The 11,713-nt window shown below is 39.6% G+C and carries 11 protein-coding genes; 8 read left to right on the top strand and 3 right to left on the bottom strand.

Annotation, left to right across the window (positions count from 1 at the left end):
- The first annotated feature begins 271 nt into the window (after window positions 1-271).
- The gene (locus Q0954_RS22655; protein WP_299460740.1) at window positions 272-1,003 is read left to right on the top strand and encodes a hypothetical protein; all 732 of its coding nucleotides are present in this window, start codon (window positions 272-274) and stop codon (window positions 1,001-1,003) included.
- A gap of 618 nt (window positions 1,004-1,621) precedes the next feature.
- The gene (locus Q0954_RS22650) at window positions 1,622-2,407 is read left to right on the top strand and encodes a bifunctional 2-polyprenyl-6-hydroxyphenol methylase/3-demethylubiquinol 3-O-methyltransferase UbiG (RefSeq protein WP_002697866.1); all 786 of its coding nucleotides are present in this window, start codon (window positions 1,622-1,624) and stop codon (window positions 2,405-2,407) included.
- Window positions 2,408-2,491: 84 nt separating this feature from the next.
- On the opposite strand, the gene Q0954_RS22645 is transcribed toward Q0954_RS22650, so the two are convergent.
- A complete protein-coding gene (locus tag Q0954_RS22645) occupies window positions 2,492-3,229 on the bottom strand; it encodes a DUF4184 family protein (protein ID WP_299460723.1) in 738 nt (245 codons plus the stop codon).
- Window positions 3,229-4,443: a hypothetical protein gene (locus Q0954_RS22640; protein WP_299460721.1), complete on the bottom strand. Its 1,215-nt coding sequence runs from the start codon at window positions 4,441-4,443 to the stop codon at window positions 3,229-3,231. The genes Q0954_RS22645 and Q0954_RS22640 overlap by 1 nt, the downstream gene beginning before the upstream one ends.
- A gap of 138 nt (window positions 4,444-4,581) precedes the next feature.
- Here Q0954_RS22640 and Q0954_RS22635 point away from each other — a divergent pair, with 138 nt between their 5' ends.
- Window positions 4,582-4,995 (top strand): hypothetical protein, encoded by a 414-nt coding sequence (locus Q0954_RS22635; protein WP_299460719.1) that lies wholly within the window; start codon window positions 4,582-4,584, stop codon window positions 4,993-4,995.
- A gap of 4 nt (window positions 4,996-4,999) precedes the next feature.
- Here the strand turns inward: Q0954_RS22635 and meaB are convergent, their stop codons facing one another.
- Entirely contained in the window at window positions 5,000-5,995 is a 996-nt protein-coding gene (gene meaB, locus Q0954_RS22630; RefSeq protein WP_299460717.1) for a methylmalonyl Co-A mutase-associated GTPase MeaB, read from the bottom strand.
- A 180-nt stretch (window positions 5,996-6,175) separates the two neighbouring features.
- Here meaB and Q0954_RS22625 point away from each other — a divergent pair, with 180 nt between their 5' ends.
- The 5 genes from Q0954_RS22625 (at window position 6,176) to Q0954_RS22605 (ending at window position 11,559) form a co-directional block, all read left to right on the top strand.
- Window positions 6,176-7,522, top strand: coding sequence for a CHASE2 domain-containing protein (locus Q0954_RS22625; protein ID WP_299460715.1), 1,347 nt, complete (start codon window positions 6,176-6,178; stop codon window positions 7,520-7,522).
- Between the two features lie 211 nt (window positions 7,523-7,733).
- The gene (locus Q0954_RS22620) at window positions 7,734-8,675 is read left to right on the top strand and encodes a hypothetical protein (RefSeq protein ID WP_299460713.1); all 942 of its coding nucleotides are present in this window, start codon (window positions 7,734-7,736) and stop codon (window positions 8,673-8,675) included.
- Between the two features lie 65 nt (window positions 8,676-8,740).
- Window positions 8,741-9,676 carry a hypothetical protein gene (locus Q0954_RS22615; RefSeq protein ID WP_299460711.1) on the top strand — a complete coding sequence of 312 codons (936 nt, stop codon included), beginning with the start codon at window positions 8,741-8,743 and terminating at the stop codon, window positions 9,674-9,676.
- A gap of 217 nt (window positions 9,677-9,893) precedes the next feature.
- Complete coding sequence (locus tag Q0954_RS22610) at window positions 9,894-10,820, top strand: hypothetical protein (protein WP_299460709.1); 927 nt, start codon at window positions 9,894-9,896, stop codon at window positions 10,818-10,820.
- Window positions 10,821-10,962: 142 nt separating this feature from the next.
- On the top strand, window positions 10,963-11,559 hold the full coding sequence (locus tag Q0954_RS22605) for a hypothetical protein (protein ID WP_299460707.1): 597 nt from the start codon (window positions 10,963-10,965) through the stop codon (window positions 11,557-11,559).
- Window positions 11,560-11,713: the final 154 nt, after the last annotated feature.

Below are 11,713 nucleotides of genomic sequence, written 5' to 3'. Positions count from 1 at the left end.
TAGGGGTACGGGCTGCAAATATAGCCGCACTCGTGACGAACAAATTTTTTACAAGGGCAGGACGATGATTTGGAAAATACTCCTTAAATTCGTCCAAGAGTGATAAAGGGTGTTCTGTATTATTTAGCATTTTACCAAGTAACATCTTTTTCACTCTATTTTTTTGTTATATACTGACCTTTCGCAGGTCAAAAACTTGTTTCATGTGAAAAAATACCACTCAGCAAAATATGCTTATAAAAGCAGCCACCCGCTAAACTTACTACAAACTATGCTCAATTGCTTTAGCGTTTTTGCCCAAACTACTCAGGCATCACCTCAGTTTATGCAGGCAATGGATCAGCAGCTCACCAGCGAGTTTCGTCAACTTACTCAAGGGGTCGACATCCATCGATTCGCGTTGACTCCTACTTCGGTTATAGAAAGGAGTTTCACTATCAAATTTTTAGAAGGTGTTTCTATACTTGCCTGTAACTTATCAGCGCCAGCTGGACCAGCCTACTCTATAAGCATTGGGTGGCAAAGTATTCCTACAGGTCGTCAAATTTTCCCTCAAGATGATATACAGGCAGGTGAAATTCGGTTTGAGTGGCAACAACTCCCTGCACAACAAATATTTAAGCAATTTGGGTATCCGTTGCCCTTACCTTTTGATACCACTCCTTTTCCCTTTATAATAGAATACTGGGAAGCTCCGTTACCTGATGTTCACCTGTATATTGAATTTACAGAAGCACCTCCCTCTAAAACTGAAGAGATACTGTACAAGGTACTTGACCAAGAGCTGGCTACTTGGGGGGAGTTGAATGAGGATTTGCTGGAGAATAACCAACCACATGCAGGATTTATCCATAGCCTGGGGGAGGTTGAGCACGTAAACAGACAACACTTCTGTTTTCGGGTAGATTTGGGCTCTGCATTGTTCCATGGTTTGCAAAAAATTTTGCAAATACTTAGCCACGCTTCCATTGCTCCACTGATCTGCAAGGTTAAGGTCAGTTAGCGCTTCCGTCTACATCTCGCTCTTTCAAGTCTTCCGCAGGAGACTTGAAAGCTTGAATAAATGGAAGTTTTCAGACTTCCTTGCATAGCAAGCTAAAACCACCTTGGGAAAGTTTTGTCAAAGCTGATTTGAGTCTAGCCTAAGTAAAAGTACCCTTAATAATGAACTTACTCCTGTTGACGAGCAGTGAAAAGTTACTTTTTTGCATATTCCTAAAGCAAAAAAAAACACCCTGAATAATCAGTGTGCTTTTATCAAAAATATTGAGGGAATTATTAATCTTTTTTCGTTTTAAAGCTATACTATCTATTTTGCCTGATGGTAATTGTTTTCATAAGTAAGTACATTGGATAGGGCAAATCTCTCCCCCCTTACTTCATTTTTATCAAAAAAACTTTCTGATAGAGTTTTTATGGGCTTGTCTGTTTTTATTCAGATTTAAAAAAATGCTTTTTTGCAAAAAAAGTCACAGTAAAGCCAAACAAGCCTGTTTTTTGCTTGTATTCTCCCGCAAAACATTTCTTGAAGTTGTACAAAATGAAGCGCTATATTTGGCTAGAGTGCCAGATAAAGCTTAACTTTGCACAATTTTTAATATCTTATAAATAAACATTTGTAATGTTAACTAGCGAGCAATTTGATGAAGGAGTCGCTTACGCAGAGAAAAACTTTACCGAAGACGTAGACTCTCATTTGTATTTAGACAAAATGCTGATCAAGCAACAGTTTGACCTGAGCAATAAAAAAGTACTTGATTTTGGTTGTGGTATGGGAGGCATGGCACTATGGTACGCCACTGCTTACGACAATTGCCAGGTATACGGTTTAGACATTGATTCGCACCATATCAAGATTACCGAACATTTGATAAACAAACACAATATTCCTAACATTGTCTGCGAAAAACGTAATATTTTGGATGACCCCTTGCGCGATGATGAACGCTTTGACTACATTTTCTTCAACGATGTAGTAGAGCACATTCAATTGCCTATACTCACCGAAATATTCAAGCAAGTGAGCCAACACTTGACCGAAAACGGGAAAATATTTGTAACCTACCCACCTTGGGCAGGTCCTTATGCTTCACACGTAACCAAAGACGTAGGTATTTATTGGTGCCAGTTTTTGCCCGAAAAAATGTTGATGAATCGCATTGCAAAGAACAACCGCACTATAGTAGGCGACCTTGAGTCTGACCTGGTGAGTGTATACAAAGGCTTGAATCACTTGACCCACAAAAAAATGAAAAAAGTGATTGCTTCGACTCATTTAAAACTTACCAGTCGTAAAACGCATAGTATTTTGAATAAATTGCCTTTAATGAAAAACTTGAACGTCAATTTTTTTCCGTTCAACTACTTGGTAACCAAAGAGTTTTTGTTGCTTGAGCAGCCTAAATAAAGGACAAGGTTTTAGCTGTAAATAATAAGAAGTATAGCTCACAAGAGAGCGTAAAATAAATAAGGGAGTAGCTTTGATAGAAAGTTACTCCTTTTTGTTTTTGTACAATTGCTTGTATACCACTGAGGTGATGACCAACCCCGCCAACCCCGCTGCTATCACACTTGCTACTATGTTACCAATGAGGTAACCATCCCTGAAAAACAACCTTGCAGCAAATATGGGCAAAGTAACCAATACAAAAACGTCCCAAAAACTAGAGTTAAAACTGGCTTTTACAGCAAAATTTTGGGGCATTCGCCAAACTGCCCAACCCAAGACAATGCCACCTGCCAGCGTGCTTAAGTGTTGTACCAAACGATAGGCAGGCACCAAGTGTCCCAATATGCGGTACGGGGTATTAAGAGAGGGAAATAAGTCTACAAAAATAGCATGTTCGTGGGTAAAACTATCCCAAAGCAGGTGCGAAGCAGAACCAATGAGCAAAGAAATGATCACCACCCACCACCGTTTACGCATATAAGCCCACCAGTTGAACCCTTTGCAATGATATACGCGCGACTTTAGAAAAAATGGCAGGTTATCAATGAGTACATTACGTATTATCTGATGAAATACCAGAGTGAGCAACAAACCCAATGGCAAGTCGAACCACAGCAACCCTGGTATAGTGTGGCTGTACTGGCTATTGATACGCATACGCAAAAAATATTCAAAATCTGGCACAAGGCTACCTATGACCAGTGCCGAGCTGGAAACCCAATGCTTAGGTAAGTAAGTAAGCGGAAGTATAAGCGCAGGATGTGAAAAAGTAAAAGGCATTATTGTGATGATTCGATTTGAGGTTGAGCCATTTTCTTGGCTATTTCCAGTTCTAAGTACAAGCGTTCGCTCAATAACAAACCGCTCACATCTATAGTCATAAAATAAGATTTATAATGGCTGATAAGCCCCAGCATTTGACTGACCAGGTTTTCGGGGGAACTATGCGCCAGTTGGTGCAATAAGTCTTGCCCTTTTTTACTGCTCAGCTGAATACTTTGGTCGCCCTGAGTACCCAGTTCACTCATAATCTCGGCAAGTTGGCTGTAGTTCCAGCTTTGGCTACTAATCGTTTTGCCAAATAGCACGCTTTTGTAAGCAAGCTGTTGTTTGCCCAAGTGTAAGTAACTGGTACCAAAGGCACTATTAATGAGTCCTGCCACCATTGCCAAACATATAAGCCCCATAAATACATTGGCTCCCAGGCGTACCCCTTTATGGTCAATGAGTTGAATAAGAAATATAAACCCTGTGATAAAAATAACCCCAAGCAGCATTACAGCGATGTTTTTGCGATTGCTCCACTGGTAGGTGGTTCCCTCAGCGTTTTGGGTTTTATCAAACCCGGGTGAGGCAGGCAGTTGAATCTTTGCCGGGGTTTGTTGAGTGGTCAGGTGTGACTTGAGCAACGGGGTATAATCGTTGAGTACTTGTGCTCCCTCCAATTGTTTGAGTTTTTGCACGCCCGTTTTGTATTCTTCCATTGGTGCATCTATGATATACACCTGATAGGGCACTATTTTTTTGAGTTTACTTACAAACTCGTAGGCATTGTTTATCTGACTATAAGTGGTCAACTTTACCATAGCTCCATCATTGCGCTTAAGTTGTACCTGAAAACTCACGCTTTTGCTTGAAGTGCCAGAGCTGTTGTTGCGGCTTATCGACACTGCCCTTTGCACTATCAGGGCGTTAAAATTGTCAAAGGGTAGGGTAGAGGTCAATAACCCCTGCTTGGTTTTTTCCTGTATTTGAATGGTTTGAGTTTTTTTATCAATTACCAGCCTTAAGTTTTGTTGGGTGAACAAAAAAATACACCCAATGACAATGCCCATGGTGCCCATCAATGGTAAGATGTATTTATTGGGTGCGTCTAGTTTTTTTAACACCAAAATGCCCACAATCAGTACCAGTACAGACACCAGTATAATATATAAATGAGTAGAGGTGTTGAAGTGTACCTCTGCTCTATCTGCCAAAAATTTAGTATTCATAGTTGCATCATTGTTAGGTTTTCAAACAGTGTTGGTCGTTGTTAATATCTCTTCGAGTGAATAAGTTAACCAAAAATAATTATACAAAGCCCTTGCTTGATTGTTGGAATAAAAAAATATAATTAATTTCGAACAACGATGTCAACATACAGCCTGGAACTTTGTCAGGTTGCCCTAAAAAACAGTCATTACATGGTTACCTCTCCACTCTTACAACTTACCGAGCACGAGCGCAAGGTAATCGCAGATATATTTTTTGAGTATACCTTGCATGAATTTTATTATGATGAGCACCACCGCCGCCAAAAAAAGTTTATGCGACAGCGGGCTATTTGGATCAATGATGAACAGTTTTTGAAAAAAAATAAAAAGAAAAAATCTATTCAGCGCCTGGTCAGTAAACGCATCATTGTAAAACACCTGGTAGGTTATCGTTTGTTTATCCGCCCTGAATATGTTGACCAACTCTATGACCTTGCCGATACTGCCGAGCCCGAAAATCATGACCTTATTTTACAATTGACCAGTGTATGGGTAGAGCCACAAATATAGAGGACTATTTTTTTGCCAAATCAAGTAATACTTGTGCTCCAGTAAGCGGAGGCAAAGCTCCTTCGTTAATTTGTTGGGTAATCTGAGGGAGTTTTTCCAGCACTGCCTTGTTGTGAAAAAACTGTTCTTCAAGGGTTTGGCGAATAGTTTCGTACATCCAACGCAAGTTTTGCTCCCTTCGGCGCTCAGCAAAATACTTGTTTTGTTGGGTGTGCTCAATATACTCATTAGTCAAATTCCAAATATGGTCAATGCCCTCATTATGGAGCGCCGAACAGGTAACTACCTTAGGAAACCAACCATTGGCGGCAGGAGGAAACAAGTGCAAAGCACTTTGGTATTCGGCTTTGGCAAATTCTGCTTTTTGTTGATTGTCGCCATCGGCTTTGGTAATGGCCACCACATCTGCCATCTCCATAATCCCTTTTTTGATGCCCTGAAGCTCATCGCCGGCTCCAGCAAGCATCAATAACAAGAAAAAATCAACCATGCCGTGCACCACCGTTTCCGATTGCCCTACGCCCACTGTTTCTATAAAAATTACCTCAAATCCGGCAGCCTCACATAACAACATCGTTTCGCGGGTACGGCTTGCCACCCCACCTAGCGACGTGCCCGCTGGCGAAGGGCGGATGTAAGCATTTTGGTTGGCAGCCAATAGTTCCATGCGGGTTTTGTCGCCCATAATGCTCCCGCGTGAGCGTTGACTGCTAGGGTCTACCGCCAGTACCGCCAGTTTTTTGCCCTGTTGGGCGATGTATTCTCCCAATGCTTCTATAAAAGTACTTTTGCCCACACCTGGTACTCCTGTAATACCAATGCGTACTGCCTTGCCTGTGTAGGGGAGCAATTGTTCAATAAGTTGCCGCGCTAACGATCGGTCTTCCTCCAAGGTGCTTTCTACTAGTGTAATGGCTTGGCTGAGCCTTACCCGGTCTTGCTGGAGGATTCCCTCCACATATTGTGAAATATCCAGACGTTTTTTTCGTCTTATTGCCATGTAAGTATTTCTCTTTTTTATTAAGTTTCGTGAGTTTAGTATTTTAATTGCTTGAAAAAAAGTAATATATTCAAAAAATAAAAACCATCAATTCACTACCTTACTGTTAGCCTGATAAAACTCAGTAGCTATCATATCAAGACTTACATTTATCAAATAACCTGATTTCACTTTTTAATTATGTTAAAACGACTGGGACGTTCATTTATACATGGGTTCATTATTATGTTGCTGATGGCAATTGTTGTGATTACAGTGCGACAAACTGCCGTATTAAGAAACATTGAGTTTTTAAACCCGCTCGAAGATGCTTTTTCCGATTTTGATTTGACTGACCTGGTATTTTCTAAATTGAGGGGACCACAAAAAGCTGATACCAACATTACAGTAATCAACATTGGGATGCTTTCAAGGGCAGAGCTTGCTACTATGATCAATATTATTAACCAGCACAACCCCAAGGTAATAGGTTTTGATGTGCAACTTGAACTGGCACGTGACTCTTTACAAGACATACCATTGGCACAAGCATTTTCACAAGTTAAAAATCTGGTGATGGTGAGCGACTTGCAGCCCAATGCTGACTCAACAGTTAAAAAAAGAGATTATGTCAAAACATCCTACAATTTATTCACTCAACATGCCTATACTGCCTTCGCCAACTTTATTACCAAGGGCAAGGGCAACCAACTTGACCTCACTTCGGTACGATCGTTTAGCCCTAAAGAAAAAACGGCGAAAGTGATCATAGATGATGGGCAACAAATGGATACTGTAGGCCTTAAAAAAGCCCAAAGAAAGAACACTTCAGCGTATGAATATGCTTTTGGGGTAAAAATTGCCCAGATTTATGCTCCTAAGAAAGCCAAAGCGTTTTTAGCCCGTAACCGTAACTTTGAGTGGATCAACTTTAGAGGAAATGTAAGTATTGATGGAGCTACCAAGTTTAATGTATTAGACGTAGAGCAATTAATGACGCAACAGTTTGAACCCAACGCGGTGATTAAAGACAAGATCGTGCTGTTAGGTTTTATGGGTTCATCGTTGCAGAGCCGCTCATTTGATGACAAACTGTATACCCCGTTGAACGAAAACTATATGGGACGTAGTGCGCCTGACATGTACGGAGTAGTAGTACACGCCAACATTATATCTATGATACTTAAGGGCGATTTTATAAACGATACACCTCCCTGGTTGAACAATATCATTAGCTTTTTCATTGTGTTAATTACAGTGATGATTTTCTCTTATATTTTTATCAAAGTAGGCATTTGGTATGATGCCCTTACCATTCTTATTCAGGCGCTGATTGTATTGGGTATATTGGGGCTTATGATCATGGTGTTTTTCAAAACAGATACTAAAATGGATTTGGGGGCAGGTTTGCTTGGGGTGATTTTCTCTGGTATCTTTGTAGAGATTTATCATGGCTTTATTCGCAAACTTTTTGGTTGGCGGGCACCCAACGAGATTCAACACCAAAAAGATGTTGCAACGCCTCCTCAGAAAGAATCAGAGGAGTAAACATGCAGGTTTTTTTGGGGCAAACTAAACTATTAACTACTTTAATTGTCAAAATAATACAACTACAAATGATTTAAATCTGTCTTATATATACATTAAACAACACTCTATCTACTGTTTATCTAAAAAATAAAACTTTTGTGAAGTTTTTTAGTACAAGATAGAGTGTTGTTGATTTATAACATCTTTAAATAATACCAAAAAATAACTCATGACACGATATTGCTTAATTTGCTTGCTTACAATAACGATAATCCCTTATACACTAAAAGCTCAAAACAAGAAACATGTGTTTAGGGTGTTGGCAAGCAGTGGAAAAAGTTCATTGGTTGATAACTCTCAACAGCTTCGAGTGGGACAAAAAATTTATCAGAACCAAAAAATTAAGGTAGAGCCAAAAAGTTATTTGAGCTTGGTAAACAGGCAAGGTGGAACAGTCCAGATTAGTAAAAAAGGAGAGTACACCGCAAAATCACTGCTTGAACAACTGACTAAAATGCAAAAAACGGCTGCCCAGCAGTATGCAACCTATGTAATAAAAGAACTCACTAAAGCCAGGGTAAGAAACCCTCAAAAAAACCGTTACAAGTACATGAACGTGACTGGATCGGTAAATAGGGCAGAGTCGCCTTTTAAGCTAAACATTGCTCCACAAAATTCGGTCAATAAATTTATTAGCAAAAAAGCAACCGTTCACTGGTATCCAGTTGTAGGGACTACAACATACAATGTAGTGGTGATGAACGAGTTTGACGAAAAACTATACGCCCAGGAGGTAAAAGACACCAGTTTGGTGATTGATTTTGACAAGGCTCCTTACAAAGGGCAAGAGATGTGTGTATTGAAGATAACGTCAAAAGAAAGACCCAAAGCTACCTCATTGCGATATAGCCTGATTATGGCAGCCGATAACCAAACGGTAAAAAAAGCTTTTGCTGATTTTAAGAAAGAAAACCCGGTAGCAAGCAACAATGCAGCAGATGTACTGGAAGAGGCTTTTTTTTACGAAGAAAACGAATTGTTTTCTAAAGCGTTAAAGTGTTATGAGAAGGCAATAGAATTATCAAAAGGTAACAATGCTTACAAAGTAGCTTACCATCATTTTTTGATTCGCCACGCTATTGGAGATTATGAAAAATACAAACAAAAATAACCTCCTGCTTATTTTATATTATTTATTACTAAACTTTTTACAGATTGAAATTACATTATAATGCTATGAAAAAATTTAGACATATTTTACTTTTTGGATTGGCGCTTACTCTATCTTATAGCGTAACTCAGGCTCAGTATGCTTTTAGAGTGCTGGCAAGTAGTGGCACAAGCAAAGTGGCCGGAGGCGCAGACCTAAGAGTGGGTGGTTCGCTGAAATCTGCTAACCGAGTAACCGTATCGCCCCGAAGCTACCTTAGTTTGGTACACAAATCTGGTGGAACCGTGCAAATTAGCAAGGCGGGAACCTATAGCATCTCTAGTTTGGAGCAAAAGCTGGCAAAAACCAAAGCTTCAGTATCTAAGCGTTATGCTACTTATATTATCAGTGAGTTGACCAAAGGTGGTAAAGAAAACATCAATAAGAACCGTTACAAATACATGAATGTGACGGGGTCGGTAAAACGAGACTTGACTTTCAACATCATCAATTTATTTATGGCTTCATCTAACAACTACGACAATCCTAAAGTCACTGTTAAGTGGAACCCATTGGCAATGAACAAAAGCTATAAAGTAACCATAGAAAACTTGTTCAACGAGGAGTTGGCTACCTCTACAGTTACCGATACTTCTATCACCATTGATTTTAGTGAATACAAAGCCGAGGATCAAAGGTTTTTGGTACGTGTAACACCCATACAGCGCAAACAAGCCGTAAAATCACGTACTTGCGAAATAGGGCAAATGAGTAAAAAGGTAGAAGCAAGTTTCAAAAAAGCGTATGGCTCTTTTAAGAAAAGCATCAGTGGAAAAATGAATGCTGCGGATAAACTGTCAGAAGCTTTTATTATGGAAGACCACAAGTTGTTTATTGACGCTTTGAATAGTTTTAAAGAAGCTGTGAAAATGTCGGGCAACGATGAAGCTTACATTACTGCTTATCATCAATTCTTGATTCGTCACGGCATTGGCGACTATGCCAAATATGTTGTAAAATAACTGAAATATATCATCTGTATGCAAAACCACTCCTGTTTGGGGTGGTTTTTTTTGCTTTAGTACAACAAACTGCTTGACTTATGATCTTGATAGTTTTACTTAAAATCACATCCTAATCTGATAAATGTCGTTATTAAGGTAAACAATTATTATTTATAAACATTCAGGAACGCTGTTACATAGTTTTTTACTCCTGAAGAATACCTACCATCTTATTATGAAAAAATATATTATAGCAATTGTGTTTGGGACATTGGCACTTACTGGCTACTCTCAAAGCAAGTTCAGAGTATTGGCAAGCAGTGGCGTCAGTACAATTGCAGGCAAAAACAGTACATTATCCGTAGGCCAAGTATTGAGCAACAGTTATCAACTCAAAGTGGCTCCCCGCAGTTATTTGAGTTTGGTGCATAGTTCGGGCGGTACTGTACAAATAAGCAAAGCAGGGGTGTATAAGGTAGCCACCCTGGAAAAAAGACTGGATGAACAACGCAAGTCATTGTCGAGCCGTTATGCCACCTATATCATATCAGAGCTTACCAAAAAAGGCAAAGAAAACATCAATGCCAATCGCTATAAATACATGAATGTGACTGGATCGGTAAAACGAGCTACCTTCAATGCATTCAGTGTATACTTACCCGACCGTTCTAACTTTTATGACCCCAAAGTAACCATTACCTGGCAAGCACTTGTGGGAACCAAAAATTATGTGTTGAAGATTATGGACAGGTTTGAAGAGGAGGTGTTATATACTCAAACTTTGACGGACACTTCTACTGTGGTAGACTTTAGTCAGGGCAAACTTAAAGGGGCACTTGATTGCCTGGTATTTATTGCGTCAAAAGAACGCGGCATTCAGTCAGACAAATATGGTCTTTTTCGTTTAGACGAAGAAGATGCCCCCAAATTTAACAAAGCTTATAGTGCTTTTAAATCCTCGAATAAATCCACTCATAATGCAACTGCTCAATTATCAGAAGCCTTTTTCTTTGAAGACAAGGGCTTTTATACCGATGCTTTACGTTGCTACCAAGCAGCCGTCAAAATGTCGGAGCAGTCAGATGCTTATGTTACTGCCCTACAGCAGTTTTTGGTACGCCGCAATATGGGGCAAACTCCAGAAGAGGATAAGAATGATTAATGACAATGTAGACTGACTTGTTGCAACGTTCAGGTTTTGTAATTCGTATATAAAGGGGCTATCTGATAAAAAGATAGCCTTTTTTCATAACATATTGTACCCTAAGCGTGTTTACTTGCACACACCCATAACTTATATGCCTATGAACATCATCTACACCCTCCGTTTTTTCGTTGTATTGAGCTTGTATGTGCATACCTTGAACGCACAAGAGCAAAAAGTAGAAACCAAAAAAGATAGTACCAAGAAAAGTATCAGTAAGGCTGAAAAAGAAAGTGCAGATAAGCCTGTGGTACGTTATATGGCATTAGACATTCATAGGCGTCTTGGTAAAGTAAAACGAGTGAGATTTTACAGAGGCAATGAATTAGAGTTTACCCTCAAGGGAGGCAGAGCCCGTTATAAGGGCAAAATATTGGGAGTAGGGGAAAACGAGTTGTTTATTTTGGGTAATAGCATACCTTTTGCCAATATTGATAAAATTATTGTGCGCAATCCAAGTCGTTTTTTATACGCAGGCAGCTTACTGTTGCCAGTGGCAGGCATTGGGTATTTTGCTATGGATATGATCAACCCTGCCTTGGACGATTCGCCCAAAACAAGACCTTTTACTGTACACCGCGAAGCCTTGTTTATCAGTGGCTCGTTGATTTTGTCGGGTATTATCCTTCATTTATTAAAGAAGCGTGTGTACCGCATGAGTAAAAGGCGTATGCTAAGGTCTTTAGTGCAGTTTTAACAAACAGTAGCAAGGAACAGTGATACATAAATGTTGGGACACCTTGGTATTCTAAAGGTAGAATGACTGAGTGATGTACCAGTGATAAAAATATATAAAAGGTGTGACCTATTCATGAAGTCACACCTTTTGCTTTATGAGTACTTTTGTAACC

It is taken from the genome of uncultured Microscilla sp., from assembly GCF_947493425.1.
In the GTDB taxonomy this organism is placed as follows: Bacteria; Bacteroidota; Bacteroidia; order Cytophagales; family Microscillaceae; genus Microscilla.
This window is presented reverse-complemented; position numbering and strand designations above follow the sequence as displayed.

What these genes read in the sequence shown, in the direction of transcription:
- Q0954_RS22655 (WP_299460740.1), top strand. Translation starts at nt 272, where the DNA reads ATGCTCAATTGCTTTAGCGTTTTTGCCCAAACTACTCAGGCATCACCT.
- Q0954_RS22650 (WP_002697866.1), top strand. Translation starts at nt 1,622, where the DNA reads ATGTTAACTAGCGAGCAATTTGATGAAGGAGTCGCTTACGCAGAGAAA.
- Q0954_RS22645 (WP_299460723.1), bottom strand. Translation starts at nt 3,229, where the DNA reads ATGCCTTTTACTTTTTCACATCCTGCGCTTATACTTCCGCTTACTTAC.
- Q0954_RS22640 (WP_299460721.1), bottom strand. Translation starts at nt 4,443, where the DNA reads ATGAATACTAAATTTTTGGCAGATAGAGCAGAGGTACACTTCAACACC.
- Q0954_RS22635 (WP_299460719.1), top strand. Translation starts at nt 4,582, where the DNA reads ATGTCAACATACAGCCTGGAACTTTGTCAGGTTGCCCTAAAAAACAGT.
- meaB (WP_299460717.1), bottom strand. Translation starts at nt 5,995, where the DNA reads ATGGCAATAAGACGAAAAAAACGTCTGGATATTTCACAATATGTGGAG.
- Q0954_RS22625 (WP_299460715.1), top strand. Translation starts at nt 6,176, where the DNA reads ATGTTAAAACGACTGGGACGTTCATTTATACATGGGTTCATTATTATG.
- Q0954_RS22620 (WP_299460713.1), top strand. Translation starts at nt 7,734, where the DNA reads ATGACACGATATTGCTTAATTTGCTTGCTTACAATAACGATAATCCCT.
- Q0954_RS22615 (WP_299460711.1), top strand. Translation starts at nt 8,741, where the DNA reads ATGAAAAAATTTAGACATATTTTACTTTTTGGATTGGCGCTTACTCTA.
- Q0954_RS22610 (WP_299460709.1), top strand. Translation starts at nt 9,894, where the DNA reads ATGAAAAAATATATTATAGCAATTGTGTTTGGGACATTGGCACTTACT.
- Q0954_RS22605 (WP_299460707.1), top strand. Translation starts at nt 10,963, where the DNA reads ATGAACATCATCTACACCCTCCGTTTTTTCGTTGTATTGAGCTTGTAT.